Annotated in this window: 22 protein-coding genes; 11 read left to right on the forward strand and 11 right to left on the reverse strand. The window is 51.9% G+C overall.

Annotation, left to right across the window (positions count from 1 at the left end; all coding sequences use genetic code 11):
* Positions 1 to 94: 94 nt before the first annotated feature.
* A complete protein-coding gene (locus ACTRXI_RS01700) occupies positions 95 to 1,177 on the reverse strand; it encodes a DUF1541 domain-containing protein (protein WP_474260760.1) in 1,083 nt (360 codons plus the stop codon).
* A 262-nt stretch (positions 1,178 to 1,439) separates the two neighbouring features.
* Positions 1,440 to 2,468, reverse strand: a complete 1,029-nt coding sequence (locus tag ACTRXI_RS01705; protein ID WP_474260761.1) for a DUF418 domain-containing protein — start codon at positions 2,466 to 2,468, stop codon at positions 1,440 to 1,442.
* A 192-nt stretch (positions 2,469 to 2,660) separates the two neighbouring features.
* On the opposite strand from ACTRXI_RS01705, the gene ACTRXI_RS01710 reads away from it, so the two are divergent.
* The 3 genes from ACTRXI_RS01710 to ACTRXI_RS01720 all read left to right on the forward strand — a co-directional run bounded on the left by ACTRXI_RS01710 (position 2,661) and on the right by ACTRXI_RS01720 (position 4,211).
* Positions 2,661 to 3,092 (forward strand): hypothetical protein, encoded by a 432-nt coding sequence (locus ACTRXI_RS01710; RefSeq protein ID WP_474260762.1) that lies wholly within the window; start codon positions 2,661 to 2,663, stop codon positions 3,090 to 3,092.
* Between the two features lie 54 nt (positions 3,093 to 3,146).
* On the forward strand, positions 3,147 to 3,359 hold the full coding sequence (locus tag ACTRXI_RS01715; protein ID WP_474260763.1) for a hypothetical protein: 213 nt from the start codon (positions 3,147 to 3,149) through the stop codon (positions 3,357 to 3,359).
* A gap of 567 nt (positions 3,360 to 3,926) precedes the next feature.
* A complete protein-coding gene (locus ACTRXI_RS01720) occupies positions 3,927 to 4,211 on the forward strand; it encodes a hypothetical protein (RefSeq protein WP_474260764.1) in 285 nt (94 codons plus the stop codon).
* 130 nt (positions 4,212 to 4,341) lie between these two features.
* Here the strand turns inward: ACTRXI_RS01720 and ACTRXI_RS01725 are convergent, their stop codons facing one another.
* Positions 4,342 to 5,679 (reverse strand): alkaline phosphatase, encoded by a 1,338-nt coding sequence (locus ACTRXI_RS01725; RefSeq protein WP_474260765.1) that lies wholly within the window; start codon positions 5,677 to 5,679, stop codon positions 4,342 to 4,344.
* Positions 5,680 to 5,919: 240 nt separating this feature from the next.
* Here ACTRXI_RS01725 and ACTRXI_RS01730 point away from each other — a divergent pair, with 240 nt between their 5' ends.
* Both ACTRXI_RS01730 and ACTRXI_RS01735 read left to right on the forward strand, forming a co-directional pair.
* Positions 5,920 to 6,291, forward strand: coding sequence for an ArsR/SmtB family transcription factor (locus ACTRXI_RS01730; RefSeq protein WP_474260766.1), 372 nt, complete (start codon positions 5,920 to 5,922; stop codon positions 6,289 to 6,291).
* On the forward strand, positions 6,281 to 8,830 hold the full coding sequence (locus ACTRXI_RS01735) for a heavy metal translocating P-type ATPase (protein WP_474260767.1): 2,550 nt from the start codon (positions 6,281 to 6,283) through the stop codon (positions 8,828 to 8,830). Before ACTRXI_RS01730 ends, ACTRXI_RS01735 begins: the two co-directional genes overlap by 11 nt.
* A gap of 55 nt (positions 8,831 to 8,885) precedes the next feature.
* Here ACTRXI_RS01735 and ACTRXI_RS01740 read toward each other — a convergent pair whose 3' ends face one another.
* The 6 genes from ACTRXI_RS01740 to ACTRXI_RS01765 form a co-directional block, all read right to left on the reverse strand.
* Positions 8,886 to 9,944, reverse strand: a complete 1,059-nt coding sequence (locus ACTRXI_RS01740) for a metal ABC transporter solute-binding protein, Zn/Mn family (RefSeq protein WP_474260768.1) — start codon at positions 9,942 to 9,944, stop codon at positions 8,886 to 8,888.
* A 45-nt stretch (positions 9,945 to 9,989) separates the two neighbouring features.
* Positions 9,990 to 10,775: a ZinT family metal-binding protein gene (locus tag ACTRXI_RS01745; RefSeq protein ID WP_474260769.1), complete on the reverse strand. Its 786-nt coding sequence runs from the start codon at positions 10,773 to 10,775 to the stop codon at positions 9,990 to 9,992.
* A 63-nt stretch (positions 10,776 to 10,838) separates the two neighbouring features.
* A complete protein-coding gene (locus ACTRXI_RS01750; protein ID WP_474260770.1) occupies positions 10,839 to 12,035 on the reverse strand; it encodes a GTP-binding protein in 1,197 nt (398 codons plus the stop codon).
* Between the two features lie 208 nt (positions 12,036 to 12,243).
* Positions 12,244 to 13,146: a universal stress protein gene (locus ACTRXI_RS01755; protein WP_474260771.1), complete on the reverse strand. Its 903-nt coding sequence runs from the start codon at positions 13,144 to 13,146 to the stop codon at positions 12,244 to 12,246.
* Positions 13,147 to 13,199: 53 nt separating this feature from the next.
* Positions 13,200 to 13,427 carry a hypothetical protein gene (locus ACTRXI_RS01760; RefSeq protein WP_474260772.1) on the reverse strand — a complete coding sequence of 76 codons (228 nt, stop codon included), beginning with the start codon at positions 13,425 to 13,427 and terminating at the stop codon, positions 13,200 to 13,202.
* A gap of 48 nt (positions 13,428 to 13,475) precedes the next feature.
* A complete protein-coding gene (locus ACTRXI_RS01765) occupies positions 13,476 to 13,799 on the reverse strand; it encodes a hypothetical protein (protein WP_474260773.1) in 324 nt (107 codons plus the stop codon).
* Positions 13,800 to 14,221: 422 nt separating this feature from the next.
* Here ACTRXI_RS01765 and ACTRXI_RS01770 point away from each other — a divergent pair, with 422 nt between their 5' ends.
* Positions 14,222 to 14,635 (forward strand): hypothetical protein, encoded by a 414-nt coding sequence (locus ACTRXI_RS01770; RefSeq protein WP_474260774.1) that lies wholly within the window; start codon positions 14,222 to 14,224, stop codon positions 14,633 to 14,635.
* A 100-nt stretch (positions 14,636 to 14,735) separates the two neighbouring features.
* On the opposite strand, the gene ACTRXI_RS01775 is transcribed toward ACTRXI_RS01770, so the two are convergent.
* Positions 14,736 to 15,068, reverse strand: a complete 333-nt coding sequence (locus tag ACTRXI_RS01775; RefSeq protein WP_474260838.1) for a YrhK family protein — start codon at positions 15,066 to 15,068, stop codon at positions 14,736 to 14,738.
* 486 nt (positions 15,069 to 15,554) lie between these two features.
* On the opposite strand from ACTRXI_RS01775, the gene ACTRXI_RS01780 reads away from it, so the two are divergent.
* The 3 genes from ACTRXI_RS01780 to ACTRXI_RS01790 all read left to right on the forward strand — a co-directional run bounded on the left by ACTRXI_RS01780 (position 15,555) and on the right by ACTRXI_RS01790 (position 17,474).
* On the forward strand, positions 15,555 to 16,403 hold the full coding sequence (locus ACTRXI_RS01780) for an NAD-dependent epimerase/dehydratase family protein (RefSeq protein WP_474260775.1): 849 nt from the start codon (positions 15,555 to 15,557) through the stop codon (positions 16,401 to 16,403).
* Between the two features lie 168 nt (positions 16,404 to 16,571).
* A complete protein-coding gene (locus ACTRXI_RS01785) occupies positions 16,572 to 17,078 on the forward strand; it encodes a transposase (RefSeq protein WP_474260776.1) in 507 nt (168 codons plus the stop codon).
* An 81-nt stretch (positions 17,079 to 17,159) separates the two neighbouring features.
* Positions 17,160 to 17,474 carry a hypothetical protein gene (locus ACTRXI_RS01790; RefSeq protein WP_474260777.1) on the forward strand — a complete coding sequence of 105 codons (315 nt, stop codon included), beginning with the start codon at positions 17,160 to 17,162 and terminating at the stop codon, positions 17,472 to 17,474.
* A 23-nt stretch (positions 17,475 to 17,497) separates the two neighbouring features.
* Here the strand turns inward: ACTRXI_RS01790 and ACTRXI_RS01795 are convergent, their stop codons facing one another.
* The gene (locus ACTRXI_RS01795; RefSeq protein WP_474260778.1) at positions 17,498 to 18,457 is read right to left on the reverse strand and encodes a tyrosine-type recombinase/integrase; all 960 of its coding nucleotides are present in this window, start codon (positions 18,455 to 18,457) and stop codon (positions 17,498 to 17,500) included.
* A gap of 109 nt (positions 18,458 to 18,566) precedes the next feature.
* Here ACTRXI_RS01795 and hflX point away from each other — a divergent pair, with 109 nt between their 5' ends.
* Together hflX and ACTRXI_RS01805 are read left to right on the forward strand one after the other, a co-directional pair.
* Positions 18,567 to 19,856: a GTPase HflX gene (gene hflX / locus ACTRXI_RS01800; protein WP_474260779.1), complete on the forward strand. Its 1,290-nt coding sequence runs from the start codon at positions 18,567 to 18,569 to the stop codon at positions 19,854 to 19,856.
* The gene (locus tag ACTRXI_RS01805; protein WP_474260780.1) at positions 19,853 to 21,085 is read left to right on the forward strand and encodes a methionine gamma-lyase family protein; all 1,233 of its coding nucleotides are present in this window, start codon (positions 19,853 to 19,855) and stop codon (positions 21,083 to 21,085) included. Before hflX ends, ACTRXI_RS01805 begins: the two co-directional genes overlap by 4 nt.
* Positions 21,086 to 21,120: the final 35 nt, after the last annotated feature.

Here is a 21,120-nt window from a genome sequence, read left to right on the forward strand (position 1 = left end):
ACTGGAGCCTCGTTCGGCGGTTTAAATAAACCAAAAGCCCTTGGCTGAAGGGGCTTTTGGTCTGACAGCGATGCTACTTTCTGCAAAACGCCGGTTAGTGGCTGCTTAGTTCACTTTCCGTAAGCCATTTGTGATTTGTTACTTCTTCACCGTCCGTCGTGGTAAAGTCGACCATATAAACAGTAGTGCTTTCAGCTCTGTCAATATTGGCGGTGGCTCCGTTCATTCCCTCCATATGAGTGGCTTCAATTTCCGCTGTGTCTTCCGGCTGTAGCGATCCTTCTCCTGCGTTACTTAATTCTTCATAAATGATCCATTTATGATTTTCCACAGGTTCTCCGCCATCTGTGGGCTGAAAGGTAACTGCATAGGCGGTGGTGTCGTAAGCACCGGCGATAGTGGCGGTGGCACCTTCCATGCCTTTCATATGGCTGGCTTTAATTACTGCTTTATCGCCTTCCTCGAATTTAGGGTTTTTCGCCTGCTGCAGATCCTCCGGCACCTCTCCCGAACTGGAATGATTCATACCGCTGTGTCCTTCCATGGAGTCCCTCATTCGGTGATGAGAATCGTTCCGGTCATTGTTCATCATGCCCCTCATTTGCTGATGGCCTTGATGATCCATGTTTTCCATCATGTGCCCCTTAGTTTCCGGGCCGACGATACCATCAACCTGGAGGTTGTGCTCCTGCTGGTAGTGATTAATGTTCTCTTGTGTTTCCGGACCAAATATCCCGTCTGTTTCAGTTTCAATGTTCTGATTGGTTAATAGGCGCTGAACATGGTATACGTGCATGCTGGTATCTCCAGTGCGTAAAAGCTGCGTGTTTTCGGTCATGTGGCTTTGAAACGCCATCATGGTTTGGGGGCCTACAATGCCGTCCGTTTCGATACCCGCCTGTTCTTGAAAGCTTTTTACGCTTTGTTTCGTTTCATGGCCAAACAGGCCGTCCGCTTTGGTGGAAATCCCGTAATCCTGCAGCGTTTGCTGGAGCACGTGCACCATTGGTCCCTGCATGCCTTCCTCCATCATGCCGGAAGAAGACATCTCTTCATGGTGGTTAGACATGGAAGTGTCAGCATCCGGGGAATCACTTTGAGAAGCGTCGATCGTTACCGGGGCAAGCAAAAGGCCAAAAGTAACTGCCGTAGCCGCCCATTTTGTGTGTGTTTTCATGTATTGTTTTCCTCCCTGGTGTATAAAAGTGGGTACGCTAATAGTTGTACCTCTCAGGTATGGAGAAACTGTGAAGATCCCGTAAAAATCTTTATTTCAAGTTTTTTCTCTTCCTGTAATTGTGCGCGGCCGGTTTTCTGCAAATCACTATGTGCCAGGCCTGCAGGCAAAGCGTAAATGTACTGCAGTGTTGTTATTAAAGCAAAGCTGCTTCCATGATTATCTGGAAGCAGTTTTTTATGTTTTTAGTTGTTGGCAGGTATCAGGAACGGAAGTCCTGATCGCGATGGGGACGTTTGCGAATTATCGGCACCCATTTCATGTGTGTGCCGGTCCGCCAAATCCACTCCAAGGGGCCGTAGTAGAAATACTTCAGCCACAGCGGGCTGACGAGCATCTGTGCTGCAAACACCAGCATTCCGATGATGAACGCGAATACGTAGCCTGGAGGCTCCCATATGCCCATACCATTAAAAAACGTGCGGCCGCTCTCCCGGAACAGGCTCACAAAAATGACCGACTGCAGAAGATAGTGGGTGAATGTGATTTTCCCGACAGCGGCAAACGACGTCAGCACAGTAAAGGTGCCTTTGCTGCTTGTGCTTATCAAAAGCAGGCCCTGAGCAATTCCCACACTTACGAGGAAGGCATAAAAATCGTCCAGATGCTGAAGCAGGGGGGTGCCGGCACCGATATACATGCCGGTTTTTCCGATAATGCCGATAAGAAGAGATCCCAGGGTGAACAGCCATTTGCGGTCCCGGTTCTCCTGCGTACGTGAAAAGATGCCGTTTTGGTAGGCGTACATTCCAAAAAAGAAATAGCCAAGATGATCGATCATCGATGACCATTCAATCAACAGATATTCGACGCCGGTCGGATAAGTCCGGTCTGTGGGCAGGGCGTCCTTCAACCATTGCGCCGGGTTCATCTGCACAGACGTGTAGCCGTCCAGCAGGTCGATGCCGGTGGAGTAGCCGAGCCAGAACAAAAACGCGAGCCCGAGCAGCCGTATAAGGGTAGGATAGGGGTTCGTACCCTTCGTATGCAGTCGTCTGTAAATAAGCACGAGACTGATGCCAAACATCATTGCAAACAGCGGCCGGGCGCTGTCCTTAAATACGATGGCGACAGTTGTGTCAATGGAGGTACCTAGCCAGGTCGGATTTGCGGGGTTCACTAGCGCAAGCCCAAAGATATTGACGATAAAAATTGCGAACAAGGCAAAGCCGCGTATTTGATCGAGTGTGCTGATGCGTTGGGTTTGCTTATTAGGATATGTGGTAGTCACTGAAGATCCTTCTTTCTTATAAGGAAAATTTTTCTCTAAGAAGCCGGTAAGATACAAAACGTTTACATCAAGCCCTTAATATCGTAAGAGAAAAATGTGAAGAAAGTATGAAGCCCTGTACTTTAACGCTCAAAGGCAAAAATAATGTAAATGCGCTTGGAAGCGATTCCATATTATGGGATGATAAACGAAATGATGGATAAAGGGGAGGGGCATCTATTGACTGCTGATACTATATTTTTACGCTTTTTGCTGTTGCTTTTATCAATTTTTATTGTCATTGGAGTATTGGTTCCCTGGCTCGCCCGCAGATGGTATACCCGGCGAAACGGACATCCGAGAGAGAAAAGGCACGCCAATGATACTCATCGAAAATTGACATTTGGGATTGTCACAGCAAACCTTTTGATTTTGATATTTGCGAATGTCTCTGATTTGCTGCCCTGGGTTTTGGTTTTAATTCTGCTTCTTGGCTGCTTGGTCATTTACATTACAGGGAGCGCGTATTTATGGAAAAAAGAGAGCGCCAATAAAGACGATTACCGCTACGAGATGCTGGTTAACGGGGGATCAGTGATCGGGGGAGGCCTGCTTATACTGGTATGGACCGTATTTATATTTTGACGTGGCTGTTTACGTATATTATCCAGAAGCACGTACCAGCAAAGGAGAGTATGCATGGTTACTATTATATTGCTCTGTATCATGTCTGCGGGAGCAGGGCTGTGGGTTCGCGGCCGAAAGAAAGGATCACGGAGGAGAGTGTTTGTCGGAGCCCTGGGCACAGTAGCTCCGCTGCTGTACTTAGCCGGAGGCGGACTGCTTCTGCCGCTGGTCCCGCTGATTGCGTTAGGGGCTGTTTATCGGACGGGGAGCGCATCGAGTAGTTAGTGCCAATACCTCAAACTTAATAAAGAAGAGGGCGTTATTATACTGGAGAAGCTGGCTTACGCTTTTACTGCTTATCATGCCATTTATTACCTTAGGAGTCTAAATGCTGCAGGAAATGTCTGATAAATATCCAGCTATAACAAACGTTCAGTTTACTGCATAAAAAATTTAATTATTCCATTTCCTGGCGAACTTCTTCCAGTTTTTATCGGTTGCGGATATTTTTCAAATGTGCATTGTTGAAATCACTAATAAACCTGTGAGAGTATATAAAAATACTAAGCAGCCAAGCTTCTCACCCGGCATATTATTCCAGTAAACTCCCTGCCTGTCACTGAATAAACACGCTATCATAATTATCATGTTTACTTATATTCATCAGAGGTTATATATAAAGATATTAAAGTGAGCAGACAACGGAGCTGGAAGACGAAGGAAATTAAGCAGGCGCGCATTATACAAATATGACGATGGGGGAGCGGAAAAGACATTACGTAAAAAGTAATGGGAAACAAAGAAGCATGCGAATCGTGCTATAGCTTTGTGCTATGGAAAGGGGTATTTTTTATGCAGGAGCAATGCGAAAATATCACGCTGGACGACATTATGTTAACGTGTGACGGATACTTACATGTAGTAATGGAAGGAGAGCGGTCACTGCACTTGAAGGACAATGACGGCTTCCGCTATTACTACGATAAAAAAACGCAATGGATTTATGCAGATAACGGCCGGGGCGGCTGGAATTTTCTGAGCGTTGTTGAAAAACCACAAACCGCTTCATATAGAAGCAACCTGCTCGAGCGGGTGAAGCTAAGACTTAAAAAGTGGAAGTGGGCTTTTGATAATTAATAAAAATAGAACGAAGTATTTAAATGAAGATTAATGATAGACAGGCAGAGGCTTCCTTCCGGGGGCCTCTGCTTTTTATATGCGCAAAAAAGCGGCCCCCGTTTTGGAGGCCGCTTCCTGAAAAGGTGAGTTATTTCATTGCCTGCTGCATGGCGTCAAATACTTCCGTGTTCTGCAGGTTTCCGGAGAACGCTTCCTCGCCCGGGCCTTCAGCATAAACGGTAATATCCACCGCGGTATGGTCCTTGCTCGTCCAGTCGAAGCCGGCGCGTTCGCTCAATACGTGGTTAAATCCGGTCTCGAGCGTTTCGGCTTCCTCCACAATGGTTTGTTCCTCGCCGGTCAAGGTCATGCCGGTATGCTCTTCAAATACTTCGGAAGGAGTCTCCTCACCGAGAAGCACCTGCTCCTGCATGTCTGCGCCGGTGGCCTCCACGTTATTCAGAAGCGACGGATGGTTATCCTCCGTAGCCTCGCTGGCGCTTCCCCCTGTGTCGTGGTCACTCGCGACGATCACGAGAGTGTCCTCGTGCTCCTCGGAGTAAGCCGTCGCTTCTTCGACCGCCTGTTCAAAAGCTTCGGTATCAGACATCATCCATGCCGGATCGTTGGCATGCCCGGCCCAGTCAATCTGGCTTCCCTCCACCATGAGAAAGAAGCCATCTTCATCCTGGGACAGGTGGTCAATCGCCGAGGAGGTCATTTCTGAAAGGGATGGCTGAACGGGGCTCTGCTCCAGAGAAGTGTTTATGGCATCATCGGCGAACAGCCCGAGGATCCGGTCACCGTCTGCATCATTCATGGCGCGCTCGGTTTCCACATATTCAAAACCGGCGTCCGTGGCGTGGTCAATGTAGTTTTCGCCGTCCTCCCGGATGCCGCCCTCCGATTCCGGCAGAAAGTGCTCACGGCCGCCACCGTACATTAAGTCCAGGTTATCATTTTCAGTCATCTGCTTCGCGATTTCGGTGTAGTTGTTCCGGTCATCCACCGAGGAAGCAAACACAGCCGGAGTTGCGTGGGTAATTGTCGAGGTCGCTACGAGCCCGGTGGATTTCCCCATGTCGGCCGCCTCATCCAGAATTGAGGATTTGGATTCGCCGTCCGGTGTCATGCCAACCATTCCGTTATTCGTCCGTTCGCCGATGGCATAAGCCGTACCGGCAGCCGCAGAGTCCGTCACGACAGCGTCAGCAGAAGAGGTATCCACCTTGCCGGTCGTCATGTCCCGCTCTTCCCACACCGGCTCGCCGTCCTTATAAAGACTGTAGTTTTTCGATACGCTGTCCGAGAATCCGTCGGGAATCATGAGAATAACGTTTTGTGCCTGCGCTTCTTCAGCAGCCGGCTTCGTACTCCCTGCTGAATCGTCTTTTTTGTCGTTTTCCGATGCCATCGCGGTGCTTGCAACCAGTCCGCTTGCCCCCAGCAGTAAGGCTGCTTTCGTCGGACGCTTCCACTTCATCATTCAATGACCCCCTAAATAGTTTTAGCCGTGGATAACTCCACGTCCCCCACTATAGGGTTATTTTATGAAGCGGGTGTTAGCGGTGTTTAAACTTCCTGTAAAGGAAATAATGGAAATGTGTTAAATAATTTACATTTGAAATTTATTGCTTCAATTAAACAGATGTTTGACTGTTTGATCAAAGAAGTATAAGATTCAATTAAACAAACATTTAATTGTAAGAATGAAAGGAAGATTTGTATGGCTAAAACTAACGATCAGTGTGAAATATACTGCTTTGATCCGGAAAAGGTGGCCCGCGTCCAGAATCAGGTCGGGCAGGTGGATGCGCGCAGCGCTTCGCAGTGGTTTAAAGTGCTTGCCGACGAAACCCGGTACAAGGTAGCCTACGCCCTCAGCGTCGAAGGCGAGCTTTGCGGCTGTGATCTGGCCAATATCCTGGGAACCTCGACGGCCACGGTCTCTCATCATCTGCGGATCCTCCGCCAGGCAGGCGCCGTCACCTACCGCCGGGAGGGGAAGCTGGTGTTCTACACACTCGCCGGAAATCAGATTACTCACCTGCTCGGAGGCATGGCACCGGGAATGGAGGAGAAGCCGCTTGGCATCTAAAGAAGAAACCCTTGAACGAAAATCAGAGGAGAAAGGATGCTCGTGCTGCAGCGAAGAAAATACTAGTTCCTCATCAGCAACGGGCACTGGCTCCCGCAGCTTTTCGATCAATTTAACCCCGGTCGAAGAAACGTCCTGCTGCAGCTCGGATGATGCAAACGAAGAGGGAAGCTGCTGCACCCCAGAAGAGCACACAGACCAGAGGGAGCCAGGCAAAAATGCTCCAGCGAACGAATACACCTTTCAGGTGGAGGGGATGGACTGTCCTTCATGTGCGTCCACACTGCAAAAGGGCGTGTACCGTCTGCCCGGGGTGCAGGAGGCAAAGGTTCAGTACACGACCGGCAGCATGCAGGTGTCCACCGACGGGACGCTGGCTCCGGCAATGATCAGGCAAACGGTGCAGCGGCTCGGATATAATACCCAGCTGCCGGCAGCAGATACAGGAGAAGCCTATAACATTTACGGCATGGACTGCGGCTCGTGCGCCGCGACCGTCAGCAAACACTTTGCGCAGCTCGACGGCGTGAGGGACGTGCAGGTGCAGTTCGCGACGGGAAAAATGACGCTCGATCACGAGCTGCCTCAGGAAACGGTGAAAAAGGAAGTCCGCCGGCTCGGATTTGAAGCGGAGCCAGTCAACGACCGCAGCTCGCCTGCGAGCCGGCCGGAAGCCTCTCCGCTGCGCGGAATGACGAATACGATCGTCTCCGGCGTGCTCCTGCTGGCCGGTATTGCCAGCTCGCTGATGCCGGTCCCGGCGATCATTTCAATCATGCTGTATCTTTCTGTTATTGTCGTCGGAGGCTACAAGCCGGCGAAAAGCGCGTATTTTGCCATTAAAAGCCGGTCGCTTGATATGAACGTGCTCATGATGGGAGCTGCGATCGGAGCTCCGCTCATCGGGGAATACTTTGAAGGGGCGCTCGTCGTCTGGCTGTTTGCGCTCGGCAACGCCCTGCAGCAGTACTCGGTTGCTAAAACGCGCAAATCGATCAGCCATCTGATGGATCTGGCGCCGGCGGAGGCCTGGGTGAAGGCTGGGGACACATGGGCCCGGCGCCCGGTGGAGGAGGTCCGGCTTGGCCAGACGATGCTCATTAAGCCGGGAGAAAAGATCCCTCTGGACGGCACGATTCGCGAAGGACAATCGATGGTCGACCAGTCCCCGATTACCGGGGAATCGCTCCCGATCGATAAAGCATCCGGAGATAAAGTATATGCCGGTACGCTGAATGACTTCGGCAGCCTGGAGGTCGAGGTGACCGCACGTCCGGAGGATACGACGCTTGCACGGATTATTCATTTAGTGGAAGAGGCGCAGGAGCAGCAGGCACCGACCCAGAGCTTCGTGGACCGGTTTGCCGCCGTGTACACGCCGATTGTGTTTGCCGCTGCGATCGCCGTTATTGTCGTACCGCCTGTAATTGGCTTTGGCGGGTGGGCGGACTGGGTATACCGCGGACTGGCGCTGCTAGTTGTGGCCTGCCCGTGTGCGCTCGTTATTTCGACTCCTGTCGCCATCGTGTCTGCTATCGGCAATGCGGCCAAGCAGGGCGTGCTGATTAAAGGCGGAGCCTTTCTCGAGGCGGCCGGCACGCTGAATGCCCTCGCCTTTGATAAGACGGGGACGCTCACCGAAGGCAGGCCTGTCGTGGAAAAAGTATACGCCAAAGACGGCGATGCTGACCGGCTGCTGTCGGTTGCGTCGACCCTGGAGGCATACTCCAACCACCCGATCGCCCGCGCGATTACGACGCACGCCAAGGAACAAAAGGTGTCTTCCCTTGAAGGGGTGAACTTCTACGCTGAGCCTGGGAAAGGTGTATCTGGAACGATCCAGGGCAAAGCGTATGCTGCCGGGAAGCCCGAGTGGCTGAAGGAACAGGGCATTCAGACAGAGCAGCTCCAGGAGGAAATCCAGAAACTGCAGAACGAAGGCATGACCGTCGTTTTAATCGGAAACGGGGAGAGCGTTTTAGGCTACGTGGGCGTCGCCGACAAAATCCGGCCCGTGTCCTCGGAAGCGGTACGGTCGCTTCACAAAAACGGCATCCGTGAATTGACTGTCCTCACCGGTGACAATGAAGGCACCGCCGCTAAAATTGCCGGCCAGGCGAACATTGACCGGTATATGGCCGGGCTGCTGCCGGAGGACAAAGCAAAAGCAGTGCGAACGCTGCAGCAGGAAGGACGGAGAGTCGGCATGGTGGGCGACGGCATCAATGACGCGCCGGCGCTTGCCACTGCGGACATCGGTATTGCCATGGGAGGAGCCGGGGCGGATACGTCGATGGAGGCGGCCGACATTGTTCTGATGGCGGATAATCTCGAGAAGCTGCCGTATACGATCCGCCTCAGCCGCAAGGCGCTGCGCATCATAAAGCAGAATATCTGGTTTGCGGTACTAATTAAGGTGGCCGCCCTGGCGCTGATTGTGCCGGACATGTTAACGCTCTGGATGGCAGTACTCAGTGACACCGGAGCGGCACTCATCGTTGTCGCGAACAGTCTGAGGCTGTTCCGGCTGCGGGGATAAATGATTGTAATATAGGTACAAAAGCCAGGCGGACGCCCGCCTGGCTTTTTGCTGTCTACTGATTTAACGCCTGCTCGAGGCTTTCAATATTATCCTGCATTAAAGATACATAGGTGGCGTCGTTTTCAATGTCTTCTTCCATTACGGTTGAAAGGTTGTGCAGGTAGGCTACGTCTGCGCCAATTTCTTCCTGTACGGTTTCAGCCGTTTTGGACGGGATGTTTTGCTCCAGCAGCACCGTGTGAATATCGTTTTCCTCCGCGACGGCGACAATATCGTTGATTTCCTGGACGGAAGGCTCATCCTGGGCATTGATGCCGCTGACCGGGATTTGTTCGAAGCCGTACCGCTCCTCCCAATAGCCGTAAGCCGCATGGGACACAATAAACTGGTTGTTGTCACTGGTTTCAGCGACGTCTGCGAATCCCTGGTCAATATCCTCAAGATCAGATACAAGTGCCTCATAGTTTTCCTCAAACGTTTCCTGCTGCTCCGGCATTTGCTCGACTAACTCGTTTTTAATACTTTCCGCAGCCTCCTGGGCACGGACCGGATCGAGCCATACGTGCGGATCGACGCCGCCGTGGCTGTGATCATGATCTTCCTCGTGGCCGTGGTCATGGTCTTCATCATGACTATGATCGTGGTCCTCGTCACCGTGGTCATGATCGTGGCTTTCTTCCTCATGGCTGTGATTGTGTTCCTCCGACGTTTCCAGCAGGTCCATGTTATTTGTGAGCTCGAGCACCTTCACATTTTCGCCGTCTACGGTGCTTTTCGCTTCATCCGCGAAGCCTTCCATCCCACTGCCGGTCATAATAAACATATCGCCCTCGGCAATACTAGTCAGGGTCTGGGGTGTCGGGTCAAAGGAATGGGCATTGGAGCCGGGAGGGACTACGTTTTCCACGTTTACATAGTCACCGCCGATTTGCTTCGTAAAATCCTCCCAGGCAAACAGGGTCGTATAGACGTCGAGCTTTTCGTTTTGCGCCTGCTGATCTTCATTACTATCGCCGGAGGCGTTTTGCTGGTTATTGTCACTTGTACTGCAGGCCTGAAGAAGAAAAGCTCCTGCTATAATAGAAGTACTCAAAGATATTTGCTTCATCATTTATATTCGTTCCTTTCGTAAGCAGTATGCTGGCTGGGGGAATGATTAATGCGCGATCATTTCATGAGCAATTTCTTCGCCGTCCATGTCTGAGGGATAGTAGGTTGGCCAGTTTTCCACCTCCTCGAGCAGTTCGTCGTTGTCATCGCCCCAGTAGAGGTGATAGTGGCCGGCATCGGTCGGGTTGATATCGTGGTCGCTGAACTGGATATACTGAGGCATGCCTTCGTCGCCTTCATCGAGTTCAAAGATGTACCGGACCCCGCGGTTGCCCGCTTCATACTCTAAAATTTCATGGCCGCCCGAAACGTATTCGCCGCTCATTTCCTCGCCGTCCTTAAAGAAGGTAACGGTGCCGTTCTCAATCGTAATGCGGTCGACATCCGTCTGATAGCCTTCCTCGTAGTAGTCCTTATATTCTTCCTCCGACATTTCTTCGTCTTCCTCTGCCTTATGGGCGAACACGTCATCGAGGGTTCCGTCCTCCAAATACGGGTGAACGGACTGCCAGTCACCTTCCCAGTCGGATAAGGAACGATCCTCTACTTCATCATTGTAAAAAAAGCCGTCGTAAATGCGCTCGGATTCGGCGTCCTGGCCGTGACTGTGATCATGGCTGTGGCTTTTTTCCTCATCGTGACTGTGATCATGGCTGTGGTCGTGATCATGTTCCCCGCTGCCTGCGTCCTCATCGTCATTTTCCTGGTTCTGCTCCTCGGACTCCGCAGCATTTTCGCTACCGGAGCCTTCCTCCGAGGCGTTACCGCATCCTGTAATAATCATCGCGCTGACAGTCAGGGCGCTCAACCCTTTTAATGGAAATTTTTTCATAAATATCACTCCCTGTATTTAATCGGAATCATTACGATTTATTGGTTAAAAAATATACATGTATTAAAGGGAATTCGGAGAAACAAGCCAGGGGAAAGGATCGTAAAAGGTGCTTCCGTCCAGCTGCTGTTCCTCGTTCGTTAACAAACACGCCGTAAGCTCCCGGGTCACTTTCTGCTGATCCAGATGCTGGCCGATAATCACCAGCTCGGTGCCCTTGTCACCGACGACCGGGTCCCAATTGTGCTTTAACTCCAGCTGCTCCTCGAGCACGCGCTGCTGATCACCGGCAGGAAGGGAGGAGACCCAGTACGACACCGGCTCGAGCTGTATGGAGGTGCCGGCCTGCGAAAGTAAAAGCGCTGTCTCATTGCGGGTGACGCACCAGATTATGCCTTTGGCCCGGATCACCTGGTGGGGGAAGGCCTCCAAATATTCCAGCAGCCGCTCAGAATGAAAGGGGACCCGGCTCCGGAAAACGAAGGAGGAGATATGATATTCCTCCGTTTCCGGCTCGTGCTGCTGTTCGAGCTCCTGCAGCCAGCCCGGGGCCTGGAGAGCTTCATCAAATGAAAATTTCCCTGTCCCCAGGACCCTGGAGGGATCGACGCGGCCATACGCCGTTTCAATAATCTCTGCTTTCGGCTGAAGAGCCCGAAGCATGCCTGTTAAATGCTCGATCTGCTTTTGGGTCAGCAGGTCTGTTTTGTTTAAAATCAGCACATCGCAAAACTCGATCTGCTCAATCAGCAGGTCGGCAATTTCACGCTCATCATCGTCTCCGGTGCTCTGCCTGCGCTCCTGCAGCGTTTCGCCCGATGTATAATCGGCCCAAAAGCGGGCTGCATCGACCATGGTGACCATTGTGTCGAGCCGGCAGCTGCCGGTAAGGTCGATCCCCGACGCCTCATCCTGATATGTAAACGTCTGGGCGACAGGAATAGGCTCGCTGATGCCGGTGGATTCGATCAAAATATAATCCACGCCGCCGCGCTCCGCAATCTGGTGAACCTCCTGAAGCAGGTCATCCCGAAGCGTGCAGCAGATGCAGCCGTTCGACATTTCCACCAGGTTTTCCTCAGTGCGGGAGAGAGAAGTGCCGCGTTCAATCAAATCGGCATCGATATTGATTTCGCTCATATCGTTGACGATTACGGCTGCTTTCCAATCCGACTGCTCGTGAAGCAGGTGATTCAACAGGGTCGTTTTGCCTGAGCCCAAATAGCCGCTCAGGACAGTTACCGGGATGGGTGAAGACATAGCTGAGGCCTCCTTATGTGTAATATAAATCGTAATTGTTACGATTTGTGTGCTTCAATTACTTTATAAAATATTTTTCGAGATGTCAACGGCGGTTTATGCATTTTTTTACAGAAGACTATCAGTGCAAAAAGAAAAACCCCTGTACAAAAGGGGTTCACCAGAAACTTGTGCAGAATCAAATTTTTAATCAATGGAGAGGGCTTCATCATTCTGGCTGATGCTGATTCCGCACGACTAAAACATCACAGGAAGCGCGGCGGACGGTGTTCTCAGAAACGCTGCCGAGAATAAAACGCTGCGTGCGACCCATTCCCGAAGCTCCGGCGACAATCAGATCCGTCTGATATTTGCCGGCAGCTTCGCTTGGGATCACTGTTTTCGGGGTGCCGTATTCGACGGAGTAGTGCACAGACTGAAGGTCATGGATTTCCGCCTGACTTAACGTCTGGTACTCCTCGAGCAGCTCATCGGCCCGCGCTTTATACTCGCTGATAATGTCTTTGGTGTAGGGCTCAAGCGATGAGAGGGACTGGGTATTCAGGACGTAAATGACCTGCGTGCGGCTCTCGTGTTTCTGTGCCATGTTCAGTCCGGCAAAAAAGGCGCTTTTAGAAACGTCGGAGCCGTCGACAGCAATTAATACCGAACGGTACACCGCGGAAGTATCGCTGTTTTTTACAATCCATACATCACAGGAAGCACGCCGGACGATGCCGGCGGAGACGCTGCCGAACCGCTTTTTTTCAGAGGTGCCGGCACCCGAGCCGCCGGAGATGATGAGGTCCGGCTGAAACGACTTGGCGATATCGCCGGCGATGATCGTTTTGGGTATGCCTTCTTTTATAAAAATGCGGACATTTTCGATGCCTGCGTTTTCAGCTGTTTCCTTTCCCTCGGTGATGATCGCGCTTCCCTGCTTATTTAGGGCATGAAGCATTAAATCCGGGTACTGCTTCCGCAGTTCTTTGATGCTGTGGTAGTCGACGATATGACAGAGGGCGAGCATACTGCCGTACGCCAGGGCAGTCTCAATGCCTTTGGCGAGGCCAGCTTTCGATTCCTCCGAGCCGTCAAGAGCGACAAGTATCCGCTGGTAAGGGAGGGGCATAAGGCTTCTTCCTTTCTTGCATCCATCATCTGTGAACTGGTGGAAAGGGCTGCTTATTTTCCGTTACTGCCGGTACACATTTTGCGAAAGGTAGTGTAAAGAATATAAATGAAGGAGGTGAGGGCAGTGCTCTGTATAAAACAAAGCCTGGAGCGGAGAGGCCGTGCGTACACTATACCGGTCCAGAGACCGATCGCAAACAAGCATATTTTTAATACGCCAAAATCCAGAACAGAATACGTGCGGGCGGCCTTATGCACACGTTCGATCAGCTGTTTCATAATTCTCCCCCTTTTTCAAAGTATAGAGAAGCATTGACGCGGGTTAAATCACATGAGAGGAAAATCCTCCGAGGCCAGATAGTACGTAATCAATTTTTCATCCGCCGAGTATGAAGGACAGGAGGAAAGAGGCACGGCTTCAATAGCCACCACGCGCATCACCAGCTGCCGGAAACGAATTTCCTCTCCCAATTCAAAGCTGACCTCTGTGTAATGCTCGAGAAAAAGCTCCTCCTGCAATTCCAGGGCGCTGCCGATAAACCACAATTTATTCGGCTGTTCTGCCTTCTCTGCAAGATAGACGAACCGGACGAGCGAGTACCGTTCTGCCTGAAAGGGCTCAGGCGGATGTTTTTGTTCCGAGAGATTCATGCGAAGTACTCCTTCCGGTGATTGATTAGCGGCTTAAACGAGCCAAGGTAAAAAAATCATATAGGTTATGTAAAAAAAGCAGTAGTAAGTGCCAGGGTCTTAATACCTCTGTAATTACCAGTATACACTGAAAATAGGGAATTGCATCGATAAAAAGTCCTTCAGCAATTACTCACGACTAAATGCATAGACAAAATAATTACTTTACCGAATGTATGCTTTAATGCAAAGGTGAATTTTATTCAATGAAGGCCCGTGGCAAAAGAAATAAGAAGTGGTTATGCCACCGGAGGCGTCTAATAAAGAATGGATTCTGTGTAAAAATAATGACAGTATAATACAGTTGAAGGAATAATTTAACAGTAGTATCCTTGCGTTAAACAAAAAGCTGGACATGAGTGTCATGCGGAAAGGAGGAAACGATGCCGGCGGAAGCATCAATCAGTTTAAAAATACTGGTTCTGGCTACAGTCGCAACGATTGCAGCCATTGGAGCGGTTTACTGGCTGAGCCGGACGTGGTACATCAAGCGAAACGGCGGCCTGAGAAAGAAAAGCTATGCGAACAGGAGGCACGTTGTCATCAGATACACCTTCTCCGCTTTGTTTCTGGCAGGGACCATCCTGGTAAACGTCTTCCAGGAGTTTTTTGAGCCTTCCATTTTTATCATCTTTTTATTGTTTTACGCTGTTTATACTTGGATAAGCGTGCATATGTGGAAGCAGCAAAGCAATAATCCCGATGATCACCGGTACGAGTGGTTCGTGCACGGAGGATCGCTTGCCGTCGCAGCCATTGGTCTTACTGCGGTCCTGCTGGCTCTGGAATACGTGTAAAAATGCAGTGGAAAAAATTAAAAAGAAAGCCCGGCTGCGGCAGTGCTGCAGAGGCTTTCCTGTCGACCGGGAAAAGCGTGGAGTAAAGCTGGTGGAGCTGTTAGGACTCCTGCTTCTCTGGACGGTATTTGCGGTCATATTCTCTTCCGTAATGCTTCCGGGCATGGAATTCATGGATCAGCCGGATGGACGGCCGAATAAGAAATTGAAAGCTCGCCACCACAAACAGGGTCACCCCAAGAATTCGCCACGGGCCTTCAAAATAAAAGCAAATACTGCCGATAAAAAACCATAAGCCTAAAAGAAAATCGTTGATCGTATAGAGCGTGTGGTAGATCTTTTTGAAAAAAGGAGTATGGTTTTTCATTCGGCTTTCCACATACGCCTCGCGGGACGAGTTTTCCTGCACGTTGTTATGCTCTGTTTCTTCCATGTGCACTAAAAGCCCTCCTTTTTATTTTTTAATGCATCCAATATGGATATTAACGAATTCCCGGGGAACGAAACGTTTTTATTTTAAAAAAGGCATTGCACATAAGGTGGGCACAAAAGGTTTTCCAATAAAAAAGTTTATTTTTTCTGCAGTGTCCGGCAGTGACGCCGGTGGGATCGAAGCGGAGTATCTCAGGGCCAGTCCAATGACTTTCTGGACAGGTCCTGAGAGCATGAGGAAACCCAGACACATGCCTGCTGTACCTATACAGCAGGCATGGGAAACAGCTGAAGACGAGCAGGCAAGCTTCCGCCGGTAAACGAAGGAGAAAATAAAAGGAATAGAATAAATATGCTTATTTACTTAATCAACACTCTGAATTCTTATAAGCATGAAATTGATTCTATGAAGTAGCTGATTAATTTATCTGTTATAATAGCACTGCTGGCGTAAGCGCTTTATTTTTTAAGGGAATGAGGAATAGTGATGAAAAAAGTTGTAGTAACAGGTGGAAGCGGCCTGCTCGGCACATGGGTGTTAAAAGAATTTGTATCTCATGGCTATCAAGTACTGAATGCGGACGTGAAAAAGCCGGAGGGAAATATCTGTGATACGGTAATCGTAGATCTGACCGATCTCGGGGAAGTATACGGGGCGCTTCAAGGTGCTGACGCAGTGGTGCATCTTGCAGCAATTCCAGTCGCCTATTCGCATCCAAATGAAGTAACGTTCCGCAACAATACCTTGGCTACTTATAACGTGCTGGAAGCAGCAGCAGGGCTCGGGGTAAAAAATGCGGTTCTGGCTTCCAGTGAATCTTCTTACGGCATATGCTTTGCGAAAGAACGATTCGATCCGCAATATGTGCCTATTGACGAGGCGCATCCGCAGCTTCCGGAGGATTCTTATGGTCTTTCTAAGATAGTGAATGAAGAAACAGCCAAAATGATGCACCGCCGCACTGGCATGCAGGTAGTAAGTTTCCGTCTCGGAAACGTGATTGCTCCTCCTATGTATCAGAATTTCCCTTCCTTTATCCATGATGCTTCCCAGCGGGACCGTATTCTTTGGAGTTACATTGATACACGAGATGCTGCTGTAGCATGCCGCCTGGCGGTAGAGAAGCAGGGACTTGGTGCAGTTGAGCTGAATCTTGCCGGTGACGACACAAGTATGGATATTCCTAGCCGTGATTTAATGAAAGCAGAATTTCCAAACGTGCCGATCAAAGAAAATCTCGGCGAATTTGAAAGTTTACTGAACAGCGATAAAGCAAAAGAACTGCTGGGCTGGAAGCCGGTTCATTTTTGGCGTGACAACGTGAAAATTAAGTGAAACACTCATATCACGCTGTGTAATTACAAATCAGGCTGTTGATATTTTGGAGATGCTTCTGGTAATAATAGTAAATCAACACTCTATAGAACGAAAAGGGGCTGCCCTATTTTTGGGACAGCCCCTTTTTCTATGCGCAAATAAAGAAAGAGATGATCCCTTAATGATATGGTTAAGTCACGACAGCCTCCATACGAAAAGAATGATCTCTTATGTTTCCAGATGATAGACACACCGATGGCCACCATTCCAACCTCCCTGGAAGCCAGAATCCCCGACGGTGATCTGGTACGGATCGTTAATGATACGATTGACCGCCTGGCCGAGTGGTTGGAGAGCCCTCCGGAAACCTCCCAGGGGCGGCCGGCCTGCCAGCCTCCAACCATGACGAAAATCGTCATCTATGCTTACGCCCTGGAGTGGTATTTGGCCCGGGCGATCGCCCGACGGGCGTTAACAAGCGAGGAGGGAGCATCGACCTATGCCCGGCGCAAGATCGAAGCGGAAAGTGTGTTTGGGCACCTGAAAGCGAACCGCCGCTTTCGCCGGTTTGCGCTAAGGGGCACCGCCAAGGTGACCACAGAATTTGGGCTGTTAGCCGTCGCCCATAATCTGCAAAAGAAAGCGGAAACCATGAAAAAAGAAGCCGAAGAGTATTCTCCAGCTTCCGCTTAAACGAGCTATCGTTCAATTTTTGGGACAGCCCCGTCCCGAAATCGATCGAAGGATATCAGAAGACTGTACAACTCGGCGACGGTGCTTACGATCGGGTTCGGGGTAATATGCTACTACTGTATCCTGTTTGTGCTGTTTTTCCTGGTTGCATTTTTGTTTATTCCGACGTCGATGCTGCAGTCCAATTTAGGTGTAGGCCAAAACGTCGAATTCCCGTACTATCTGTCGCTTGCCTGGCTGGCAGCATCGCTTGCGACATGCATCGGGGCGCTCGGAGCAGGACTTGAAAACGAGGAAACGGTGCTTACGGGGACGTACGGCCACCGGCAGCTGCAGCGGAAAAAAGAAGTGCAGCGGGAAGAGGAAGAAAAGCAAAAACAGAACCGGGAACGTTAAATGGTGAAAAAGAAGCTGCCAGCTCAGCCGGCAGCTTCTTCATTAACATAGCGGATGTATTTGGTCAGCGTCAGCATGGACTGCAGCCCGAGCCGGTCCATCAGCGCTTCCGGCGTGACGCCGTTCTCCAGTTCACGCACGATATAGCTGTTGCGGAAATGAGTGGCGGAAATCGCCCGCTCGATGCCTGCGCGCTTTCGTTCCTCGCGGATCATTTTCTGAATCGCGACCTCGGTTAAATTTTTCGGCTGATCGTTCTCATAGCTCCAGCGGTACGTCTGGCGCTGAAAGTCGAACGCCACAAACAGCGGCTCCCCGTCAAAGGACGGCCGCACCGCCTGCGGAATCACGTCGAGGTAATAGTACAGCTGCTTCTGCAGCTCCTTCGTCAGCTGGAGCGTCCGCGGGTTGCCCTCGGTAATGTCGAGCTCCCCGCGGGTCAGGTGCAGGTGCTCGATCCGGATTGAGGCAAGCTCGTGCATGCGGAGGCCGTAGTCGTAAAACAGCCTTAAAATCACGATGTTTCGCGGGGCAAGCATCGGGCGCACGGCCTGCTGCTTATCCGACAGCCCGGAATCAGACTCGAGCGTGTCCATGAGCCGCTTCATTTCCTTCGGGGCAATCAGCTCTTCCTCCTTTAACACGTTCCAGACGCTGTCATCGACCGGAAGCTCCGCCATCGGGTTGGAGGCGATCCGTTTTGTATCGCGGAGAAAGCGGAAGTAGCGGACGAGCACAGTCTGGATGCGCTTCAGCGTCCGGAGCTGGTAGTGGCGCTCCTCGGCCAGTATATGAAAATAGGTGGTAATGTCGTCGGGTTTGACGGCCGCTTCCTCGCCGTCGAGCACTACATCGATGAACCGGTGAAAGTCGGCCAGGTCGTATTCGTAGCGCTTCAGCGTGCTCGGTTTGCGCCCCCGGGACTGCAGGAAGGAAAGAAAGGCCTGCATGCCGTCCGGAAGAAGCTCGGGTTGCAAATTCATCATCATTCCTCCTGCTTTGTCTGTCGATCAAGCATCGCGGCTTGTTTGTTTGGCACTTAACCCATATTATAGTATGTAGAGGACAGGAAAAACAGGAGGATCTAAACTATTGCAGGAATTTGAGAACCAACAGGTAGATAAAGAACGTGTTGTACTAATTGCCGTCCATAAGGATGATACTGATCAGGAAACATTTGAAGCGTCCCTTACCGAGCTTGAACAGCTCGTGGAAACGGCAGGGGGAACGGTCACGGCTGTGCTGACGCAGAACCGGCGTTCGCTCGATTCGAAAACGTACGTCGGCAAAGGCAAGCTCGAGGAAGCGGTGGCGACCGCTGAAGAGCAGGAGGCGGATCTTTTGATCTTCAACGATGAGCTCTCGCCCGGCCAGATTTCCACGATTACAAACCAGACCGGACTATACATTATTGACCGCACCCAGCTGATACTCGATATTTTCGCCGGACGTGCGGCGTCGAACGAAGGGAAAATGCAGGTGGAGCTTGCGCAGCTGAACTACATGCTGCCGCGCATCCGCGGGCAGGGCGAATCGCTCTCCCGGCTCGGCGGCGGAATCGGTACACGCGGACCGGGGGAGACGAAGCTTGAGACCGACCGGCGTCACATCCAGAAGCGGATGGACGACGTGCGAAGCAAGCTCAAGCAGGTGAAAAACCGCCGCGAGCAGTACCGCGAACGACGCAAGGAAAAGAACGTGCTGCAGTTTGCACTCGTCGGCTACACGAACGCCGGCAAATCCACGATTTTAAACGCGCTCACCGAAGCGGATACGCTCGAAGAAAACGCGCTGTTCGCGACGCTTGACCCGTTAACGCGCCGGGTGGAGCTGCCGTCCGGTCTGGAGGTGCTCGTCACCGATACGGTCGGGTTCATTCAGGACCTGCCGACGGCGCTGATTGCGGCGTTTCAGGCGACCCTTGAGGAAGTAAAGGAAGCAGACGTGCTGCTTCATGTGATTGACGGCTCGCACCCGAGGGCTGCCGAACAGGCGGCCACGGTGCGCCGGCTCTTAAAGGAGCTCGAGGCAAGCCACATTCCGGCGCTTACGGTCGTTAACAAGCGCGACGCCGCCGAGGACGGCCCGGTCGTCGCGGTGGACAAGCCGTCGATCTCCATTTCGGCCCGTAAGGACGAAGACGTGGAGCTGCTGCGGGAGTCGATGGAGAACGTGCTGCTCGAGCAGCTTCAGCCGTACCACGTGAAAATTCCGCTCGCCGACGGCCACGTGATGCAGCGGTTTAAGCATGAAACCGTCGTGCGCGAGGAAACGCTCGATGAAGAAAACGAAAGCTGGATTCTTTCCGGGTACGTGCAGAGTGACCAGGCGATCCACCGGGAGATCAAGCAGTATGCTAAAGGAGATGCAGGGGCAAAATGACACGCGATACGATGGAAAAAAAACAGCTGCAGCGGGCCGAGCACCGGATTGCGCCGCAGCTTGAAGCCATTGCGGAACGCGAGCTTGTGAACCAGCAGCGGGTGCTCGATATTTTCCGTGCGCACAACGTGTCGGCGTTTCATTTTCAGCACTCGACCGGGTACGGCTATGACGATACGGGGCGCGAGGTGCTCGACCGGGTCTACGCCGATGTGTTCGGCACCGAAGCAGCTATGGTGCGCCAGCAGTTTATTTCCGGTACGCATGCGATCAGTACGGCGCTGTTTGCGGCGCTCCGTCCGGGTGGACGGCTTTTGTACGCAACCGGCACGCCGTATGACACGCTGAACACGGTGATCGGCCTCGACGGCAGCGAAGCAGGGACGATGAACGAATGGGGCATCGGCTGCGACGTGGTGCCGCTCGGCGGCGGCCGGGTGGACATGGGCGCCGTGCACAAGGCGGTGACGCCAGACACGCAGGTGATTGCGTTTCAGCGCTCGCGCGGCTACGAAGATCGTCCGTCGATCGGCCTCGGGGAAATGAAGGAGTACATGGCGGAGCTCAAAGCGGCGTATCCTAACATTGTGCTGTTTGTGGACAACTGCTACGGAGAGTTCGTGGAAACGACCGAGCCGGGCCATATTGGCGCGGACCTGATGGCGGGCTCGCTCATTAAAAACCCGGGCGGCGGTATTACCCGTACCGGCGGCTACATTGCCGGCCGAAGCGATTTGATTGAAAGGGCGGGCGCAAGCTTTGCCGCTCCCGGCATCGGCCTTGAAGGCGGCGCGACGCTCGGCATGCTCCAGGAAATGTTTCAGGGGCTGTTTCTCGCGCCGCACGTCGTAGCGGAGGCCCATAAGGGAGCGGTGCTGACCGCAGCGCTGATGGAGGACGCCGGCCTGCAGGCATCACCGTCCTCCGGGGAGGAGCGGACCGACCTGATACAGTCCGTGCAGTTTGGCGACCGGGAGAAAATGATCCGGTTCTGCCAGGCGGTGCAGAAGTATTCCCCGGTCGACTCCGGCGTGACCCCGCAGCCGAGCGCCATGCCCGGCTACAGCGATGAAGTGATCATGGCTGCCGGCGCGTTCATTCAGGGCTCGAGCATCGAGCTTTCTGCCGATGGCCCGATCCGGCCGCCGTATACGGCCTTCGTTCAGGGCGGATTAACGTATACGCACGTGAAAATTGCCGTAAGTGAAGCGTTAAAAGCGATACAATAACGATAGAAGGACAGGTTCTCCGTGAGAGGGCCTGT

This window comes from Marinococcus sp. LNHM4E3-1, from assembly GCF_056034405.1.